Annotated in this window: 21 protein-coding genes and 1 rRNA gene; 2 read left to right on the forward strand and 20 right to left on the reverse strand. The window is 38.5% G+C overall.

Annotated elements, in window-relative coordinates:
• From BMX18_RS08845 to BMX18_RS08930, 18 genes are all read right to left on the reverse strand, one after another.
• Positions 1-200 (reverse strand): 16S ribosomal RNA (locus tag BMX18_RS08845); the annotation flags it as partial.
• A 573-nt stretch (positions 201-773) separates the two neighbouring features.
• The gene (gene rpsI / locus BMX18_RS08850) at positions 774-1,166 is read right to left on the reverse strand and encodes a 30S ribosomal protein S9 (RefSeq protein WP_003067667.1); all 393 of its coding nucleotides are present in this window, start codon (positions 1,164-1,166) and stop codon (positions 774-776) included.
• Between the two features lie 22 nt (positions 1,167-1,188).
• The gene (gene rplM / locus BMX18_RS08855; RefSeq protein WP_003063191.1) at positions 1,189-1,635 is read right to left on the reverse strand and encodes a 50S ribosomal protein L13; all 447 of its coding nucleotides are present in this window, start codon (positions 1,633-1,635) and stop codon (positions 1,189-1,191) included.
• Between the two features lie 191 nt (positions 1,636-1,826).
• Positions 1,827-2,783, reverse strand: coding sequence for a ketopantoate reductase family protein (locus tag BMX18_RS08860; protein ID WP_093816068.1), 957 nt, complete (start codon positions 2,781-2,783; stop codon positions 1,827-1,829).
• A 105-nt stretch (positions 2,784-2,888) separates the two neighbouring features.
• Positions 2,889-3,518 (reverse strand): helix-turn-helix transcriptional regulator, encoded by a 630-nt coding sequence (locus BMX18_RS08865; RefSeq protein ID WP_093816070.1) that lies wholly within the window; start codon positions 3,516-3,518, stop codon positions 2,889-2,891.
• Between the two features lie 109 nt (positions 3,519-3,627).
• Positions 3,628-4,110 carry a hypothetical protein gene (locus tag BMX18_RS08870; protein ID WP_039697546.1) on the reverse strand — a complete coding sequence of 161 codons (483 nt, stop codon included), beginning with the start codon at positions 4,108-4,110 and terminating at the stop codon, positions 3,628-3,630.
• A gap of 82 nt (positions 4,111-4,192) precedes the next feature.
• Positions 4,193-5,053 carry a DegV family protein gene (locus BMX18_RS08875; protein WP_006531347.1) on the reverse strand — a complete coding sequence of 287 codons (861 nt, stop codon included), beginning with the start codon at positions 5,051-5,053 and terminating at the stop codon, positions 4,193-4,195.
• A 148-nt stretch (positions 5,054-5,201) separates the two neighbouring features.
• A complete protein-coding gene (locus BMX18_RS08880; protein WP_093816072.1) occupies positions 5,202-5,714 on the reverse strand; it encodes an NYN domain-containing protein in 513 nt (170 codons plus the stop codon).
• Between the two features lie 42 nt (positions 5,715-5,756).
• A complete protein-coding gene (gene rlmB, locus BMX18_RS08885; RefSeq protein ID WP_093816074.1) occupies positions 5,757-6,506 on the reverse strand; it encodes a 23S rRNA (guanosine(2251)-2'-O)-methyltransferase RlmB in 750 nt (249 codons plus the stop codon).
• 60 nt (positions 6,507-6,566) lie between these two features.
• Entirely contained in the window at positions 6,567-6,968 is a 402-nt protein-coding gene (locus tag BMX18_RS08890) for a Mini-ribonuclease 3 (protein WP_003067681.1), read from the reverse strand.
• Positions 6,961-8,307, reverse strand: a complete 1,347-nt coding sequence (cysS, locus tag BMX18_RS08895; protein ID WP_093816076.1) for a cysteine--tRNA ligase — start codon at positions 8,305-8,307, stop codon at positions 6,961-6,963. Before cysS ends, BMX18_RS08890 begins: the two co-directional genes overlap by 8 nt.
• 31 nt (positions 8,308-8,338) lie before the next feature.
• Positions 8,339-8,956: a serine O-acetyltransferase gene (cysE, locus tag BMX18_RS08900; protein ID WP_020916093.1), complete on the reverse strand. Its 618-nt coding sequence runs from the start codon at positions 8,954-8,956 to the stop codon at positions 8,339-8,341.
• A 15-nt stretch (positions 8,957-8,971) separates the two neighbouring features.
• On the reverse strand, positions 8,972-9,727 hold the full coding sequence (locus BMX18_RS08905) for an SseB family protein (protein WP_039697541.1): 756 nt from the start codon (positions 9,725-9,727) through the stop codon (positions 8,972-8,974).
• 45 nt (positions 9,728-9,772) lie between these two features.
• Positions 9,773-11,965 (reverse strand): polyribonucleotide nucleotidyltransferase, encoded by a 2,193-nt coding sequence (gene pnp / locus BMX18_RS08910; protein WP_074565000.1) that lies wholly within the window; start codon positions 11,963-11,965, stop codon positions 9,773-9,775.
• A gap of 216 nt (positions 11,966-12,181) precedes the next feature.
• Positions 12,182-12,412: a GlsB/YeaQ/YmgE family stress response membrane protein gene (locus tag BMX18_RS08915; RefSeq protein WP_006531339.1), complete on the reverse strand. Its 231-nt coding sequence runs from the start codon at positions 12,410-12,412 to the stop codon at positions 12,182-12,184.
• Between the two features lie 145 nt (positions 12,413-12,557).
• Positions 12,558-15,239 carry a bifunctional acetaldehyde-CoA/alcohol dehydrogenase gene (gene adhE / locus BMX18_RS08920; protein ID WP_093816078.1) on the reverse strand — a complete coding sequence of 894 codons (2,682 nt, stop codon included), beginning with the start codon at positions 15,237-15,239 and terminating at the stop codon, positions 12,558-12,560.
• Between the two features lie 490 nt (positions 15,240-15,729).
• Positions 15,730-15,999, reverse strand: a complete 270-nt coding sequence (gene rpsO, locus BMX18_RS08925; protein WP_003063161.1) for a 30S ribosomal protein S15 — start codon at positions 15,997-15,999, stop codon at positions 15,730-15,732.
• Positions 16,000-16,156: 157 nt separating this feature from the next.
• Positions 16,157-17,320 (reverse strand): MFS transporter, encoded by a 1,164-nt coding sequence (locus BMX18_RS08930; RefSeq protein WP_093816080.1) that lies wholly within the window; start codon positions 17,318-17,320, stop codon positions 16,157-16,159.
• Positions 17,321-17,381: 61 nt separating this feature from the next.
• Here BMX18_RS08930 and BMX18_RS08935 point away from each other — a divergent pair, with 61 nt between their 5' ends.
• On the forward strand, positions 17,382-18,056 hold the full coding sequence (locus BMX18_RS08935) for a cyclic nucleotide-binding domain-containing protein (protein ID WP_052071136.1): 675 nt from the start codon (positions 17,382-17,384) through the stop codon (positions 18,054-18,056).
• 66 nt (positions 18,057-18,122) lie between these two features.
• Positions 18,123-18,737 carry a peptide deformylase gene (def, locus tag BMX18_RS08940; RefSeq protein WP_039697537.1) on the forward strand — a complete coding sequence of 205 codons (615 nt, stop codon included), beginning with the start codon at positions 18,123-18,125 and terminating at the stop codon, positions 18,735-18,737.
• A 191-nt stretch (positions 18,738-18,928) separates the two neighbouring features.
• Here def and BMX18_RS08945 read toward each other — a convergent pair whose 3' ends face one another.
• Both BMX18_RS08945 and BMX18_RS08950 read right to left on the reverse strand, forming a co-directional pair.
• Positions 18,929-19,474, reverse strand: coding sequence for an NADPH-dependent FMN reductase (locus tag BMX18_RS08945; RefSeq protein ID WP_093816082.1), 546 nt, complete (start codon positions 19,472-19,474; stop codon positions 18,929-18,931).
• 91 nt (positions 19,475-19,565) lie between these two features.
• Entirely contained in the window at positions 19,566-20,012 is a 447-nt protein-coding gene (locus BMX18_RS08950; RefSeq protein ID WP_093816083.1) for a MarR family winged helix-turn-helix transcriptional regulator, read from the reverse strand.
• Between the last annotated feature and the right edge of the window lie 62 nt (positions 20,013-20,074).

Here is a 20,074-nt window from a genome sequence, read left to right on the forward strand (position 1 = left end):
TAACATGGGTTAAATGCTGTTATGCGGTATTAGCTATCGTTTCCAATAGTTATCCCCCGCTAGTAGGCAGGTTACCTACGCGTTACTCACCCGTTCGCAACTCTTCCAACTTTAGCAAGCTAAAGTCTTCAGCGTTCTACTTGCATGTATTAGGCACGCCGCCAGCGTTCGTCCTGAGCCAGGATCAAACTCTCATTTAATCTTGTTCTCATTCTGTCACTGACAGATTTATCGTTTTTTGACAGGTTACTTCCGTAACCCACACGTTTGGTTCGTATTGTTCAGTTTTCAAAGGTCTTTGTCTCACTCGAGACAACTTCTATATTCTATCAAATCTGAAACTCGTTGTCAACAGTTTTTTTCAACTTTGTTTCAAACTTGTTTCCGTCGCTCTCTCGAACAACAGCTATATTAGTTTAGCATTTCTTTAACGCTTTGTCAAGAAGTTTTTTTAACTTTTTTTCAAAGCCTTTTGAAATGTTTGCTGCCTCAAACAACAGCTTATTTAGTATACTAAACTTCATTTCCTCTGTCAACAGGTTTTTTAGCTTTTTTTGATTTATTCGATCAGACGCTCTCACAGGCTCTATTTAAGCATCAAATCACGTTCTATCACTTTTCCCTTTTATAGGGCAGTAAGGCTCTTTCAGGCATTTTAAGAGGCACATGAATGCATTCTGAGTCCTTTTCTAAAATTCTGCTCCAACAATTTTTTCAAAAGCAAAAAAAGAACACTCCAAAGAGTGTTCTTTTGTACAAATCTGGAAAACGGATTAACGTTTTGAGAATTGTGAAGCTTTACGAGCTTTTTTAAGACCTGGTTTTTTACGTTCAACCATACGTGCATCACGTGTAAGAAGACCAGCGCGTTTCAATGAATCACGGAAGTCTGGGTCTACTTGAAGCAATGCGCGAGCGATACCGTGACGGATAGCTCCTGATTGACCTGCGTAACCACCACCTACAACGTTAACGAAAACGTCGTATGAACCAACAGTTGAAGTAACTGCGAATGGTTGGTTGATAACAAGACGAAGGTCAGCATGTGGGATGTATTCTTCTACATCTTTTTTGTTAACTGTGATTTTACCAGTACCTGGGACCAAACGTACGCGTGCAACAGCGTTTTTACGACGACCAGTACCTGTGTATTGTGCTTGTGCCATTTAATAGATGCTCCTTTCTCTCTTAGATAAGTCCTTTAATATCAAGTACTTCTGGTTGTTGAGCAGCGTGTGTGTGTTCGCTACCAACGAAGACTTTCAATTTCATGCCTTGTGCACGTCCAAGAGTGTTGTGTGGAAGCATGCCTTTAACTGATTTTTCAATCAAGCGAACAGCATTTTTAGAACGAAGTTCACCTGCTGAGATTTGTTTCAATCCACCTGGATACATTGAGTGAGTGTAGTAGATTTTATCAGTTGCTTTTTTACCAGTTAATTTAACTTTTTCAGCATTGATAACGATAACGAAGTCACCTGTATCAGTGTGTGGTGTGAATGTTGGTTTGTTTTTTCCGCGAAGTACGCTAGCAACTACTGCAGAAAGACGTCCAAGAGGTACATCTGTTGCGTCAACAACGTACCATTTACGTTCAACTTGGCCTGGTTTAGCCATGAATGTTGTTTTGTTCATGAGTTCTCCTATACGAATTCGTTTTTGTTTACAAAGTGTGGATGTTCCGGTCCACGAGTTATTTGAAAGGTTCCGGGGCCTTACAAATGGGGTAAACAATACCGTTTATTATAATACCAAAAAAAGTGGTAGTAAGTCAACAGTTATGACTAATCTTTTCTAAGTTTTTTCGTCTTTTTAAAAGAAAACGCTTAGCGGTATTTTCGCGTGTTTTCAGCTAGATGAACTAGGTGACGCAAGAAGTCATGTGTCTTGGCTTGGTAGCCGTTTACTAAGCCCAACTCATAAATATAGCCATTAATATAATCTACTTCTGTCTGACGCCCTTTGCTCATATCTTGATACATTGATGGATAGTGAAGTGGACTGGTTTCCTCACTGACATAACGGATAGTTTCCCACTCTTTTTCGCGGTTATTAAGTGGTTCAATACCTGCTAGACTTGCTACATCATACGCTTCATCAATTAGTTGTCTCCCCAGTTTCTCTGCTCCCTGATAATCAATAAATTGACCCATTCGGATTTCAAAAAGAGTACAAATTGTATTAATCACAGAATTGAAAACTACCTTTGTATAAAGAGTTCCTAAGAAATTATCTGTCACATTTGGATTTAGGTTTGCGGCTTTAAAATCTGCTAAAATTTCTTCTTGAACCACATCAAGTTTTCCTGACTGTGCTGCAACATTAATAGAACCTACTCCAGCTTTTCCGATAAAATCCACGTCTCCTGCTGCTTTTAAAACTGTCCCAATCAAACAGGTTCCAGCTAATACTTTTTCAGGTGCAAAATAATGATTGATTTTCTCAATATGTCCCATGCCATTCATACCGGTAAAAACATACTGACTACTATTGAAGAAGTGTTTGCTTCGCTCCAATAATTCTTGCAGATGCATTTGTTTGTCAAAAATAATCAAGACATCTGGTTTTCCACGATAGTTTTCTGGTAGATAAATATCAATTGGAACCAAATGACGATTCTTGCCATCACGTGACTGGTAGACACCACCTTGTTTTTGAATTGTATCAACTTGTTCTTGCCAAGTATCGATAAAATCAACTTGAGCTTTCAAATGTTCCTTCAGCAATAGGCCAAAGCGTAGTCCCATCGCACCACTTCCAAGTACAGCATACGATAAAGTCATCAATCTACCTCCCTTGATTTTTTAAAATTATATCACTTCTCTCAAGGAAGAAGGCAAATTGTGGGTATTGAATTTTTTTATGACTGGTTATAACTATTGTGAAATCTACCCCTTAACACTCACATTATAGTCCAAACTAACAACCTTTTCATGATAATGATTGGCAGTGATTTGAACTTGATAAGAACCTTTTTTGAAGTAAAGTTTTTGGCTATCTTTTAATTCATCGCCATCAAGTTGATAGCAACACTTGTTATTTTCATCAACAATACTTAAATGTAAATCTCCATCGTCTGTCATCCCATTTACTTTAAGATTCAACTTTTTATCTTCTGGCAATTTAAAATAACCTTTAGCAACTTCTAAAGTTTTTTGGCTAGTTGCACTTTGACCATAAGTCTTATCTTTTTTCATTGAAAACTTGACTGAGTGTTCTTCATTATAGTTATACAAAAAGAATGCTCCGATAAGGCAAACCACTGTGGTAATTACAGCAAGCATTGGCCACAGCTTCTTCTGCTTATCAGAATTTTTTGCTACACTTGGTATAGTTTCTTTTTTAATTAATTGGTCAACAGAGATGCCAAAATAATCACTAATTTTAACCAGCATTTCTACATCTGGATAGCTTTTCCCATTTTCCCAATTTGATACAGTCTGCCTTGATACATGAAAAATATTGGCAAAATCATCTTGACTCATCTGATATTGTTTTCGTAATTCACTGATATTCATTTTTTCCACCTTTCACCAAAATTATCCTCTTTTTTTCATTTGAATACTAGCAAATACCTTTTGACATCATAGCAAAACTCTTTGACATAGCCCATTCATCAATTTGACGTTACAAAAATTGCAGCAAATAACCATCTATTACGGCAATTAGAAGATACATCACAAAAGCTCTTGTAAATGATTCTATATGTTTTCTAGGATTCTGATATAGGTCTTTTTCAGGGATTTTTGTAAAACGAATGCGTTTTGTACGTCTCCACCAAATTAAATCAATCACAAGTAAATCAAATAAATTCAATCCTTGTCCTATAATGCTTAAACAAATGAAATTGTGTAAAAAGTTTGGCTTTCTAATAGCTATTCCCAAAATAAATAATATTACCAAAAAGATTAAAAAATTTAGCAAGAATGCCACACACTTATTAGTTGTTTTAACTTTTGCTCGATAATCCTCATTATTTCTTATCAAAGTCTGAACTTCATCTGGATACGATGAAAAACTTTTTAAATTTTTATCATCAGTTCCTGTCCCTAAAAAGCACAAGATAAAAAAGAACAGACACAAACCAACCGTCTCAATAGCTACAACCATCTTCCCTCACTCCAATTCAAATATTAAATACCACCGTCATTATGTTTTACAAAAAAAGCAGACTAAGTCCACTTTTTTGATTTTATCGTGCGTCTTTTCCGATTGTAAAGACAGCTAACGTTCCAGGCCCTACGTGAGCTGAGATAACTGGACCTAATGGCATAATAAGAACCTCATCAATCATGTCATGTTCGAGCAATGATTCTTTCAAGCTTTCAGCACCTTCTAAATCATTAGCATAGGCAACAACAGCTGTTCTATGAGCGATAGATTTGGTCGCTTGAGAAACAACTTCTTTTAGTGCTTTTTTGCGTCCACGAATTTTTGCTAGTGGAACAAGTTTTCCTGTGGCATCCAACCACAAAAGAGGTTTGATATTAGCTAAACTTCCCATGATAGCAGATGTTTTTGATAAACGACCGCCACGCATCAAATGATAAAGGTCATCAACTAGGAAATATGTTCGTAAGCGAGGCAAAATATCAATAATCATCGCTTTAGTTTCTTCGAGTGTCTTGCCTTCATCACGCGCTGCAGCTGCTAGGACAGATAAATACCCTTCTCCACCTGCTGCTGCCAAGGTATCAACGATTTCGATAGTCGCATCTGGAAATTCTTCTAAAACAAGATCACGCGCAATCATTGAACTTTGGTAAGTTCCTGATAAGACAGAAGAAAAAGCTAGGTAAAGCACCGCATCACCATTTTGTGCATGACGACGGAAACTTTCTTCAAATTGTCCCACATTAACTTGACTAGTCGTTGGTTTACCACCATTTTTCATGCTTTCTAGTAATTTTTCACTAGTCAAACGATTTGGACCAACCGTTTCATAGATTTCCCCGTCTAATTGAATGGTTAGTCCTAGGATTTCAACATCATGAGCAGTTGCCCAATTTTCATCTAAGTCTGCTGTTGAATCCGTTAGTAATTTAAAAGTCATAATTCTCCCTTTACTATAAAAACAATCATACGTTCAATGTTATCAATCATTGTCACCAAAAATACTTTGATAATCAAATGAATTCTTTTTCATTATAACAAAAAAGCCCGCAATTAGCGAGCTCCTTTAAAAAAAGTCCTTTGATGTTTTAAATATCATCAAGTAATTGTTTTAATTTATCCATTTGTCCATCATTCCATGGACTGAGTTTTGGTGTGGTTAAGTCAATGTGTTTCGACATTTTGTCTAAGTCTGATTTAACCGTATTTACGCGCCGCTCCAATTCACGAGCTGACACCCGAAGGGCACCTTGTGAAAAGACCGTCCATTGTTCGTTTAAATCACTGGTTGCAACTTCCACAAGATGGCGTGGTGTATTTAGTTCAGCTGCTGTACGTTCAATATAAGAATCAGCTGTTTCATCTTCTTCAGTAAAGATAACTTGGATTTTATATTGGTCATAACGTTGACGCAAACCCGGAACATACTGGGCATCAAAGACACAAATAATATCCAGATTTTCAAAATGGGCATAGTTATTAAGCTTACGCAGCAAAATATTGCGTGCTTCGTCTAATCGATTTGTCTTAAAGAGTTGACGTGTTTCCTGCCAAAAGGCAATCATATTATAACCATCAACTAAGAGGATTCTTTTCTTCATTTTTTAGTCCTTTCACAGATGGCTCATCAAGTCTTACAAAAATTAATCCACTTTATGACGGAAAACTTCGTACATCAATACCGCTGCTGCCACACTAGCATTTAAACTTTGAACGTGACCGTTCATCGGAATCGTAATCATTTCATCCACTTGTTTTTTGATGTTTGGCGAAATGCCTTTTCCTTCATTACCAATGATTAGGGCTAGTTTGCCAGCTGTATTCCATTTGTGTGATGGCGTTCCGTTCATATCAGTACCAAATACCCAGAACCCTTGTTCTTTCAATTTATCAAGTGTTTGGCTGAGGTTTGTCACACGAGCAATCGGAACATGTTCGACAGCGCCAGTTGACGTTTTAGCAACCACAGGTGTCACACCAACCGCACGATGTTTTGGAATAATCACACCAGTGACATTTGTTGCGTCAGCTGTTCGCAAAATTGAGCCAAAATTATGCGGGTCGTTGAGTCCATCCAAAATCAGAATTAGTGGATTTTCTTCCTGCGCAGCTTTTTCCAAAATGCTATCTAATTCAGCATAAGCAAATTCTGAAACGCGTAAAACAAAACCTTGGTGAACGGCACCATTTGTCATGTCACTAAGTGTTTTTTTAGGTGTCCAAGAAATAGAGACTTTTTTCTCTGTGGCTAAGCTTTTGATTTTATCAACATTTTTTCCACGCAAGTCGTCTTGGATGTAGAGTTTATTTCCTGTATTAGCTTGAAGGGCTTCTGTTACTGCATGTACACCATAAACGATGTCATTTTGATCATTAAATTCTTTGTTCTTCATAGTGCTATTATAACATGAAAACCAGCTCTCATGCGAGAACTGGCTATTTTTATTTTTTACTTAATCTTCAATTTTTTCAACCGCTTGGATACACCAATCGATAAGCTCTTCGAGACGATCAATCTGCTCAGTCATGTGAAGATAGCCCATGACAGCTTCAAAACCTGTCGACATGCGGTAAGTCACAACGTCAGCATTTTTAGCTTTGGTATGACTATTTGTATTGCGGCCGCGCTTATAGATTTCTTCTTCTTTTTCCGTCAATAGCTGCGCTTCTAACATCATATTAATCAGCATTGCTTGAGCTTTGGCTGAAACATACATCGTTGCTTTGCGGTGCAATTGATTAGGTTTTGTCATACCTTGAAAAATCAAGTGTTTACGAATATAAGTCGAATAAATGGCATCTCCTTCAAAAGCAAGAGCAATACCATTAATAAGATTGACATCTACCTTAGTCACGTGTCCACCTCACACCATCTTTAGTATCAAGCAATTTGATACCTTGAGCTGCTAGCTGATCACGAATAGCATCTGCTGTTGCAAAATCACGATTTGCACGGGCTTCTTGGCGTTTTTCAATCAATGCTTCGATATCCGCATCAAGCACTTCTTCTTCAAAAACAATACCAAATACAGCAAGCATTTTAGCAAAAGTATCTTTGGTTACTTGGTCATAATTCCCTGAATTAATCCATTTCGCCATGTCAAAGACAACTGTAATACCATTTGCTGTGTTGAAATCATCATCCATAGCTGCTTCAAAATCAGCCTTGAATTTTGCAAGTTCAGCTGCATCAACAGCTTCTCCAAGTGGCAAGGTAAAGGTATTTTTCAAATACTTAAGGTTAACAGATGCATCATGAACAGCTTTTTCGGTAAAGTTCACTGGTTTGCGGTATTGTTGTGTCGCAAGGAAAAAACGTAGTACTTGGCCATCGACAGTTTTTAACATATCATGAACTGTTACGAAGTTTCCAAGTGATTTTGACATTTTTTCATTGTCAACATTGACAAAACCATTGTGCATCCAGTAATTAGCAAATGTTTTTCCAGTTTTGGCTTCTGATTGAGCAATTTCATTAGTGTGGTGTGGAAATTCCAAATCAGCTCCACCACCATGAATATCAATGGTATCACCCAAGATACTTGTCGCCATTACAGAACATTCAATGTGCCAACCAGGACGTCCTTGTCCCCAAGGGCTTTTCCATGAAACTTCACCTGGTTTAGCAGCTTTCCAAAGGGCAAAATCAAGCGGATTTTCTTTGATGTCGCCTTCGCCATCAACACGACCGCTGGCACCAACTTCAAGGTCTTCCAAAGTTTTATTTGCTAATTTAGCATAGTTTTTGCTTTTAGCCACACGGAAATACACATCGCCATTTGCTTCATAAGCAAAACCTTTGTCCACTAGGTCTTTGACAAAAGCAATGATTTCATCCATGTAATCAATGACACGTGGATTTTTTGTTGCTGGTTCAACACCAAGTTCTTTGACATCTTCCATAAAGGCTGCAATGAATTTATCAGAAAACGCCTTTGTGTCCATGCCAGCCGCTGCCGCACCTTTGATGATTTTATCATCGACGTCAGTAAAGTTAGAAATATAATTTACTTTGTAGCCACGGTATTCAAAATAACGGCGAATGGTGTCAAAAGCAACGACGCTTCGAGCATTCCCAATGTGAATATAGTTATAAACAGTCGGTCCACAAACATACATGTTAACTGTATTTTCAGTAATTGGGGCAAAGTCACGAAGACTTCTGGTCATTGTATCGTAAATTTTAATTGTCATGTTCCTTCCTCCAATCTCATCTTAGTTTTTATTAAAGTTTTGATGAATGTAAACTTTCGTAGCAAGCTGCTTCAAGTTTTGAAGTATAGTACTCACGGTGTTCTTCAAGGTCATGAATGGCATTTTCATCTTTTTTACCATGAACACGAACAACTTTCGCTGGTACTCCGACTACTGTTACATCTGCTGGAACATCCGATACAACGACAGCTGCCGCACCGACTTTGGAATTTTTTCCAATTTCGATTGGTCCAATAACCTGTGCGTGCGCTGAAACAAGTGCTCCTTCGCGAACGGTTGGGTGACGTTTTCCGACATCCTTACCCGTTCCGCCCAGAGTCACACCATGATAAAGCATAACTCCTTTTTCTACAATTGCTGTTTCACCAATAACAAGACCAGAACCATGGTCGATAAAGACACCCTCAGCAATTTCAGCTCCTGGGTGAATTTCAATTTGTGTCCAAAAGCGCCAGAATTGGCTATGCATGCGCGCTAATAATTTCAAGCCATGTTTCCACAAGAAATGTGAGATACGATGCGCAGCCAAGGCTTTGACACCAGGGTAAGTTAGTATAATCTCCAGAGAGCTACGAGCCGCTGGATCGTTTTTCTTTACAATATCAATGGTTTCTTTCCACCAACCCATATCTTCTCCTTTCTTTTATTCGTCTTCGTCGATTTCAGACCAATCAACAAGAATTTGTTGGTCATCAAAGGGATTAATGGCAACTCCGACCGTTTCATCAATGTCGTTTTCACCGTGTCCAGGTTGATAAATATCAGCCAAACGCCACGTCAAAATACTTCCTTGAGCATTGCGAAATGGTGTTCCAAAGTCTTTATGATTATACCATTTAGCAAAGCTTTGAAGATTTGAAAAGGCTGGGACATAGCTTTTACCTTCTGGTGTAGACATTGTTGGGAACATACGGTCAAAGCTTTTATCATCACGTGGGTGAACAAAAGCTGGGACAAGATAGTATTTATCCAAAGTATCCGCCGCAAGGTTTTCTTCACCCATAAGTTTATTTAAAATAGTTGTGTATGCATTCAAAAATTGGATTAATTCACTACTTTTGAAGATAGTTGAATTGCCAAAATCGCCTGTTTTCTTAAGGTTAAAGACAATTCCAGTTAATCCTTTTTCAATGACTTCTTTTAAAACATCCAAAGTTGGACGTTCAACCCAATTTTGATCATTGGCACTAGCTTGTTCAGATTTGAAAGTTTCCAAATCTTCCTTATCAGAAAAGACAGGAGTCACCTTTTGCCCTTCAATATCAAGAGCATAAGGTTGATCACTAGCCAAAACTGGGATGTTGTGCAAGGCATTGACAAGCGCAATGCTATCTAAAAAGTTGTCTGGTGCGTTAACAAACGCGCGCAAACGAATATCAAGTTCATTTAAATTTGTCATCGTTAAACTCCACATTTATAAAAAGATGAGCAAGCCAAAAAGTGATTAGTCGATTTTATCGTGTTTTTCTTTGTGATCACGCAAGTGTCCGCCAAATGGTGAGTGCCCTTTGTGTTCTTTTTCATGTTTTTCAGCTCTTGGTGGACGTGGAAGAAGAGCTTTCATTGACGCATCAACACGTCCTTTGTCATCTACTTTGATAACTTTAACATCAACTTCGTCACCAACTTCAAGTACATCAGAAACGTTAGCTGTACGTGTCCATGCAATTTCTGAAATGTGAACAAGGGCATCTGTCTTATCAAAGAGGTTAACAAAAGCACCGAATTTTTCAATACGAACAACTTTAGCGTGGTAAACTTCACCAACTTTAGCTTCACGAACTAAACCAGCAATAATTTCTTTGGCACGGTCGATAGCTGCTTGGTCTGATGAGTAAATTGAAACATTTCCTTCATCGTCAATGTCAATTTTAACACCAGTTTCTTCGATAATTTTATCGATGGTTTCACCACCTTTACCAATAACCACTTTGATTTTATCAACATCAATCTTGATTGTATCAATTTTTGGTGCTGTTGGTGCCAAGTGAGTACGAGGTGCTGGGATAGTTGCTTCAATCAAATCAAGGATTTCAAAACGAGCTTTCTTAGCTTGGGCAAGAGCTTCTTTCAAGATTTGTGGTGTGATACCTTCAATCTTGATATCCATTTGAAGTGCCGTAATACCTTCACGTGTACCTGCAACTTTAAAGTCCATATCACCAAAGTGGTCTTCAAGACCTTGGATATCTGTCAAGATTGTGTAGTTGCTACCATCTGAAATCAATCCCATGGCAATACCAGCAACTGGTGCTTTGATTGGCACACCACCAGCCATAAGAGCAAGGGTACCTGCACAGATTGAGGCTTGTGAAGATGAACCATTTGATTCCAAAACTTCAGCTACAAGGCGGATAGCATATGGGAATTCTTCAAGACTTGGTAGAACTTGAGCAAGGGCACGTTCTCCAAGAGCACCGTGACCAATTTCACGACGGCCTGGTGCACCATAACGTCCAGTTTCACCAACAGAGAATTGTGGGAAATTGTAGTGGTGCAAGAAACGTTTCTTGTACTCAGCACCAAGTCCATCAACGATTTGTGTTTCTCCCATCGGAGCAAGTGTTAATACTGACAAGGCTTGTGTTTGTCCACGTGTGAAGAGACCTGAACCATGAACTTTTGGAAGGTAGTCAATCTCAGCATCCAATGGACGGATTTCGTCAACACGACGGCCATCAGGACGAATCTTATCTTCTGTAATCAAACGACGAACTTCAGCGTGTTCCATTTGTTCCAGAATTTCAGCCACATCACGCATGATTGTTTCATAATTTTCATCGTCTGCGTAGCGTTCTTCGTAAACAGCAGTTACTTCTTCTTTGACAGCTTCTGTTGCTGCTTCACGCGCTTTTTTCTCTTCGACTTGAACAGCTTTTTGAAGGTCCGCATTGTAGGCTGCAATGATTTCAGCTTGCAATTCTGGGTCAACTTGTAGCAATTCAACTTCTGCTTTTTCTTTACCAACAGCTGCAACGATTTCTTCTTGGAAGGCAATCAATTCTTGAACTGCTTCATGTCCTTTAAGAAGAGCTTCAAGCATAATGTCTTCTGACAATTCTTTAGCACCAGATTCAACCATGTTGATGGCTTCTTTTGTACCGGCAACAGTCAATTCAAGAAGTGATGCTTCTTTTTGTTCAGCTGATGGGTTAATGATGAATTCACCATCGATGTAAGCCACTTGAACACCAGCGATAGGTCCGTTAAATGGAATGTCTGAAATAGACAAAGCAAGTGAGCTACCAAACATGGCTGCCATTGGTGCGCTAGCATCTTCATCATAAGAAAGAACAGTGTTAATCACTTGAACTTCGTTACGGAAACCTTCAGCAAACATTGGACGAATTGGACGGTCAATCAAACGCGCTGTCAATGTCGCATCAGTTGTTGGACGACCTTCACGTTTGTTGAAACCACCAGGAAATTTCCCAGCAGCATACATTTTTTCTTCGTAGTTTACTTGAAGTGGGAAGAAGTCACCAGTTGACATTTTTTTAGACATGACAGCTGCACTAAGAACAGTTGATTCACCGTAACGAATCACTGCAGCACCGTTAGCTTGTTTAGCAACTTGACCAATTTCAACAACAAGTGGACGACCTGCAAAAGTCGTTTCAAAAGTTTGTTTTGACATTTTTATTCCTCTAACATTTTATTTTGATACGTCTGTTTTCTACAAAAACCAGTCTGTAAAAGACTTATAAACTCGTCTTTGCATAAAACCACGTATCTCCATTATTTTATCACATTTTATAGGAAATAGCAGAGCTTGCAGCACAGTTTTTTAAGAATCATTAAAAAGCAGCTACCAAACAGTAACTGCTTCTTCTTATAGCGTTTTATCAAATAATTACCCAAAAAATAAATCAACAACTGCAATAACGATAATGGCCCCAAGTACAGATGGTAAAATTGCCATGCCAGCAAGACTAGGTCCCCAATAACCAAACAAACTTTGACCAACAAATGAGCCCACAAGTCCAGCAAAAATATTATAAATGCAGCCCATTGACTCACCTTTCTTAGTGATAGCTCCTGCAATTATCCCAATCAAAGCCCCAACAATTAATGATCCAATCATAACAGTCTCCTTTAATGCAATATCTCTAGACAGGTCTTACAAAAATCCCTGATTAACCGTTTTTATTAACACCTTCATTCTACCACAAAAGCCTCCCAAAGGGAGGCTTAAAAATGTCAACTAATACAATTGTTAAGAAGAGGTATTAGAACATGTCAATCAATAATTGTTTCAACTCAGCAATGTAAGGTTGACGTGGGTTAGCAGGTGTACATTGATCATCGTATGCAAGTGATGCTAATTTATCAACTGCTGCATCAAAGGCTTCTTTTGTAACACCATTTGCAGAAAGACGTGGATCAACATCAACTGCTTTCATCAAAGCATCAATACGTTGGCAAAGTGCTTCTACTAATGCTGCATCATCTTTACCTTGAAGACCAAGGCTACGAGCAATATCAGCGTAATCACGTTGTGCACGATATTCTTCATAACGTGGGAAGACTGAACGTTTCACATTTCCTGCAACACCATTGTAACGAATAACATGTTGCATAGCGATTGAAATAGCTAGACCATGTGGAAGACCAAATTCACCACCAGTTTTGTGTGCGATTGAGTGGTTAATACCTAGGAAGGCATTTGAGAAGGCCATACCAGCAAGTGTTGCTGCGTAGTGCATATTTTCACGCGCTTGTTCACCACGAAGTGTTGGGTGTTTAGGATCATAGTTATATGAATCTTCCAAGTTTTCGATAACCAACTTGATAGCTTCAAGTGACCATGGACGAGTCAAATCAGATGCCATAACTGAAACATAAGCTTCAAGGGCATGTGACAAAGTATCAAGACCAGATAGAGCTACTGTGCGTTTTGGCACTGTCATAACAAATTCTGGGTCCACGATAGCAACTTGTGGTGTCAATTCATAGTCAGTCAATGGATATTTAACGTGAGTATGATCATCAGTAATAACAGCGTAAGGTGTTACTTCTGAACCTGTACCAGATGTTGTTGGGATACAGAAGAGACGAGTTGCTGTTTGATGTTTGAATTTTACGATACGTTTACGGATATCAATGAATTTTTGTTGCAAACGTAAGAAGAGTTCGCTGACATTTTCGTAGCTGTCAAGGAAATCAGCTTCTTGATCAAGTGAGTATTCGTAGATGTAACGTGCAATTTTAGCTGCATCAAGAGCAGAACCACCACCGACTGCGATAACTGTGTCTGGTTTGAAATCACGCATTTGTTTGGCAATTTCAATCGTTTGACCAAGTGTTGGGTCTGGTTTGATTGTACCGTAAATTGATGTCGCAACTTTTTCATCACGCAATGCCAATTGAGCAAGGACAGTATCAACAAAACCAAATTGAACCATACCTGGGTCTGCAACAATCAAAGCGCGTTGCATTGGTTCGTATTCATCTTGCAAGTAAGAAATGGCATTTTTTTCGTAGTAAGTTTTTTCTGGTAGGCGAATCCATTGAGGACGGTTGCGACGTTTGGCAACTGTCTTAACATTTAAGAGATCGCCAGTTGAAAGATTGTGTGACAATGAATTTTTCCCCCATGATCCTGTTCCAAGTGTTAAGCTAGCTTTAAGTGCGTCTGTGTAGACATCACCGATACCTCCAACTGAATCTGGTTGGTTAACCAAGACACGAGATGCTTTCACAGCATCACCATATTCAGCAACAAATGGGTCTGCTTGTGAACCAATTTGAATACCAGCATTGTGTCCTGCACCTTGGTAGTCAAGAAGTGCTTCAACAATTTCAACACCTTCTTTACGGTCTTTAGCTTTATAAACTGAAAGGAGTGGAGAAAGTTTTTCAGAAGATAGTTTTTCACCGATATTTTTCTTATCAAGTTCAAATAAGAGAACATCTTTACCTTCTGGCAATTTCACACCGGCTTGTTCACAAATCCAGCGAGCTGGCATACCAGCAACTGGACCGTTAACACCGTGTCTGTCATTAAAGACAAAATCTTCGAGTTTTTTATAGTCCTTCTTAGGCACAAGGTAGGCACCTTTATCCTGCATTTTTTGAAGCCATTCATCATAAATCGGTGCTTCAACAACTGCAGAGTTTTCAGTGGCACAAATCATACCGTTATCAAAACGTTTTGATAACAATAAGTCTTCAACAGCGCGGTCAACGTGTGCTGTTGCATCAACGTAGATAGCACCATTACCAGCACCAACACCCATTGATGGGTTACCTGATTTAAGAGCGGCATTTACCATACCAGGTCCACCAGTTGCCAAAATAGAAGCAATCTTCGGATTTTGGATAAGCGCTGATGTATTTGCAAGAGATGGTGTTTCAATCCATTGAACAATGTTTTCTGGAGCACCAGCTTTCACTGCGGCATCATAAAGAATTTGTGCGGCATGTGCTGAACAGTTTTGCGCTTGTGGGTGGAAAGCAAAGACAATCGCATTACGTGTTTTAAGAGCCACCAAAATCTTGAACATTGTTGTTGAAGTTGGGTTTGTTGTTGGAACAATACCAGCCAAAACACCAAGAGGTGCTGCGATTTGGATACTTCCTGAAACCTTATCTTCCCCAATGATACCTACTGTTTTTTCATTTTTAATACGTTCATAAACGTACTCAGTAGCGAAGTGGTTCTTAATATCTTTATCTTCAACGACACCACGACCAGTTTCTGCATGAGCTTCTTTTGCTAATTCAAGCGAAGCTTCTGAACCTGCAAGAGCCATCGCTGCGACAATGTTATCAACTTGTTCTTGTGAATAAGTTGCATAAACACGTTCAGCTTCAAGAGCTTTTTCGACAAGAGCTCCAGTGTACTGTTGAGCCAATTCTTCTGCGCTCAACTCGTTATTCTTTACATCTGCATTTGTTGCTTTAGCCATTAAGAAAACCTCCTTATAAGTACCCTTAAAAATAAGTGCCTCATTTTTTGAGAAGAACTATATTAATGATTGATACTAAAATAAAAACAAGACCGTATAGTCTGGAATTTCAAAACTCAACGTTATTACTTGAGGTTCTCTTCACTACATAAACTACACAAAATCAAAAGTTAAATTCTTTAATCATCATATCATTGTGATATTCCTCACCAACCATACTAACCCTTTTTCAAAAAAAGGTCAAGTATTTTTTGTAAGCTTTTTCATTTTTATTGTAAAGCCAATGTAAGGGGATACATTTATGTACCTATCTTTTCCTTTTACACTAATACTTTTGCCACTTTTGACATTTTCATCTTCTGTAAAACCTCATTTTCATTAAAATCAACCCAATGGGAAGTTGATTAATTTTGTTAATCAAACGAAGCATTTGCACACTAAAAAAGCTCCTTGGAAAACCCAAGAAGCTTTTGCTCGACCGAACGTCAAATTAACGACGAAGACCAAGTGATGCGATCAATTCGCGGTAACGGTTAACGTCTGTGCGGCGAAGGTATGCCAACAAGTTACGACGGTGACCGATTTTTTTCATCAATCCACGGTAAGTAGCGTGGTCTTTTTTGTGTTGTTTAATGTGTTCGTTAAGGTGGTTGATTTCCCAAGTAAGAACAGCTACTTGAACTTCAACTGAACCTGTGTCACCTTCGTGACGTGCGTATTGAGCGATGATTTCATTTTTTTTCTCTTTTGAGATTGCCATAATTTTTCTCCTTTATATTGCTTCATCCGAGTGGTAGGTTTTTGGCGGATCCTACGACCAAGAAGAAGTTACTTGTCTTACGACAGTCCTTATTGTAGCAGATTACTTCTGCTTTTGTCAAAGGTTTTCCCTTAATTTAACGTGACTTTAACACAAATTAATTTTTCTTTGAAAAACGTGTTTTAATAATCAAACCTAGGCAAATAACCAAGCTGATAACAGCGTAAATGATAAAGGCAAAGCCTGGTTGTGGGCTAAATTTTGAGAAGAGGTTCAAAACAATTGCTGCGCTTGCCCCACCAAGATTACAGAAAATCAAGATAAGCGTAGTCGCATTTCCGATTAATTGCGGTGAAACGTTAGTTGAAACATCACTAAAGACGCAGGTAACCACAATACTGTACCAGAAGCCTGATAGCATTGCACCGATTAGCATCACCCAAAGATTGTTAGCAAAACCTACCATAAATAGTCCAAGAGCAAATGGAATCATTGAAATGGTAATCAAGTTTTTGCTAAAGCGTCCAAGCAAACCTTCAAAACAAATTCCTGAAAGAATTCCCATAAGCATCATGCCACTCAAGATTAAGCTGGCTTGACGAGGACTTCCAAGATGCAATTGGTCAACAATAACTGGGATTCGAAGGCTGTTCGCACTATTGATGTTAATAACAAAGCCTGCCAATAAAGATAGTCCGACGATATACAAGATATCTTCTTTTCTAAATTTAGCACGAGTCTCATCTTGTTGAACTTCTTCTATTTCAACCTTAGGTTTGGGTGCAAAAATAAGGTAAACAGCAAGAATTGGCAAAGCAAATAGATAAACACTAAATGTCCATGACCAACCAAGAACAACGATGAAACCAACAATCATGGTCAACAAGGCATTACCAATAATTTCAAAAGAACCACGAAGACCGAGCATCTGTGCTTGCTCACGTCCAGCATAAGTCTCACTGATAATACTGATGGCACGAGAATTGATCAAACCAATCCCGATACCAAGCAAAATACGTGATACAAAAACTAATGAATATGTCTGAAAAACGACTGGCATACTACCACCAAAGGCAATCAAAAGAAGACCTAAGATGATACTGAGACGTTCAGAGATTAGACGTTCGATAATTGGATTTAGTAACAACATGGCAAGAATCGCAAAAGATGATAGTGAAAATAGAAATTCCACCTGACTAGCAGCGTATCCTTGCTGATGAAATGTTGTAATCATTTGGGGTAATGCTGTCGACGGAGATAACGTCGAAACCAGCATCAAAGATAGAGATAGGAGACTAAATTTCTCCAAAAATGTTTTCATAGAAACTCCTTACTTGTTTTTTTCTCCATTTCCAGTATAATCAAAGTTAGCGCATAAAAATATGACTTTTGTCATAACAAAGGAGGTCTGTGTGTCTTTAGAAAAATATATCCAAGACTATCAGCTTGAAAAAATCTTTCCGAGACATTATTTTGATAAATTGCAAGTCCGCGAATTAGTTGCTGGAGATGCCATTTGTCATCAAGGAGAAGCTTTGACAGCACTCTCTTATTTTGCAAAAGGAAAATTAAAAATTGTTCGTCGCTTATTTAACGGAAAAGAGCATATTTTAGATATCAAAGAAAAACCAACGCTTATCGGAGATATTGAATTATTAACCGATCAGCCAATCGTGTCTTCAGTTGTCGCTCTTGAGGATACCCTAGTCATCCAACTCCCTTTAACTGGGATTCGCGAGGAATTATTAGCTGATAATGATTTGCTTCTAAATCTTAGTAGAGGACTCGCTCAATCACTTTATGAGCAAAATATCCGTGCTTCTACGAATTTGAATTACACACTTAAAGAACGTCTAGCCACTCACATCTTGGCGATTGAAGACAAAGGCGTCTTCAAGTTAGAATTGACTAGCCTTGCTGATTCATTCAGCGTTAGCTACCGTCATTTACTTCGTGTGATTCATGAATTTATCGATTTAGGCATTATTGAAAAACGTCGCCCTAACTATTATATCAAAGATATGGCACAACTCATTGACTTGAAGATCACTAACTAAGCCAATAACTTTCTCGTTAAGCATTTTTATGCTATAGTGTTATATAGAATAATTTGAGGAGAAAATATGTCAGTTATTGAAAAATTAGCAAAACCAAGTCATTTAATCAATATGAACGATATTATTCGTGAAGGTCATCCAACTTTGCGTAAAGTTTGTGACGATGTCACATTCCCATTATCTGATGAAGAAATCATCTTAGGTGAAAAAATGATGCAGTTCTTGAAAAACTCTCAAGATCCTGTAACAGCTGAAAAAATGGGCTTGCGCGGAGGCGTTGGTTTGGCAGCACCACAATTGAACGTTTCAAAACGTATTATTGCTGTTCTTGTTCCAAACATGGAAGACAAAGATGGTAACCCACCAAAAGAAGCTTACAGCTTACAAGAAGTGATGTACAACCCAAAAGTTGTCTCACACTCTGTTCAAGACGCTGCGCTTGCTGATGGTGAAGGATGCTTGTCAGTTGACCGTGTTGTGGAAGGATACGTTGTCCGTCACTCTCGTGTTACTGTTGAATACTTTGATAAAAACGGTGAAAAACACCGCATCAAACTTAAAGGTTACAACTCAATCGTTGTCCAACACGAAATTGACCACACAAATGGTATCATGTTCTACGACCGCATCAACGAAAAGAACCCATTTGCTGTTAAAGATGGTATGCTAATTGTCGAATAAACCATAAAGAGAGGAAATCCTCTCTTTTTTTGTGACTAAAAAAGCCTAGGATGTCAAAATCCTAGGCCATTTTTATCTCACAGTTTTTTGATATTGAAAGGCTAAACCAATATGACTGTGATAAAGGTGAGCTAAGCTGAAAATAGGAAAAGCTGACTCACCTATGAATTTGTTAAATGGTAAAACTTAGATTAATCAAGCGCAGCAAGAAGTGCTTGAGCTTGTTTGTCAAGGTTAGCAAGAACCTCATCAGTTGCGATAAATTTGCCATCTGCCCAAGCAGAGTCGTTCACACGTGTTGTTGTGATTTCATCAACAAATTGTGTGCGGATGAATGGGAACAAAGCACGGTAAGCATCGGCTACAGCTTCGTGTCCTCCATTTGCAAGGATAGAAACAGTTGTTACTTTTTCATTAAGGGCTGATGGACCTGTTGGGTCTGAAAGATCAAGCGCACGGCTCAACCAGTCAAGCAAGTTCTTCACTGAACCAGGAATCGCAAAGTTATAAACTGGTGAGAAGAACCAGATAGCATCAGCTGCCAAGACAGCGTCACGTGCAGCTTGCACAGCAGCTGGTGTGTTAGCTTCCAAATCTTGTGAAAAGACCGGAACCTGTGACCAGTCTAGGTATGATACTTCTGCTTTGCCTTCAAGTGCTTTTTCAGCGTTTTGAGCAAATTGTTGATCAAAAGATCCCTCACGCAATGAACCAACAACAAATAGAATTTTTTTCATGATATATCTCCCTTTTAAGGTTAATTAGTCTGTTAAAAGTTATTTATCACTAAATAGTACTTTCTCTATATTGTCATTGTACGAATTATTGCTACTTTTGTAAATTAATATGCTCACGCGGTTTAAATTTTTTTAGAAGTCGGATAAGCTCTTCTTGTTCTTCTTCAGTGAGCACCGAAAAAGTCTCTTCGATTTTCTCGATGTGTAGTGGCAAAGCATGTTCAATGACTTGACGACCTGCGTCTGTTAGAGTTACTAGATAAGCACGTTTGTCGTCAGGACAAGTGTGGCGTACTACCCAGCCTTTTTTCTCCATATTACGGATAACCACTGTCATATTCCCCGAAGTCGCTAGGATACTATCAATTAATTGGCCAACCTTCATCGCTCCTTTGCTATAAAGAACGTCCAAGACTGCAAATTGTGTTTGTGTTAAATCATCTTCCTTGAAAGACTCTGATGTTTTAGCATCGATAGTTCTAAAAGCTTTTCGCAAAACAACCATAACCTTAACAGCTTTATTTTTGAAGTCGCTCATTGCTACTCCTTTCTATCTTTTTTTACATAGTATCACTAACTAGTATCTTTTACAAATAGCAG

This window comes from Streptococcus sp. 45, assembly GCF_900108865.1.
GTDB lineage: Bacteria > Bacillota > Bacilli > Lactobacillales > Streptococcaceae > Streptococcus > Streptococcus ruminicola.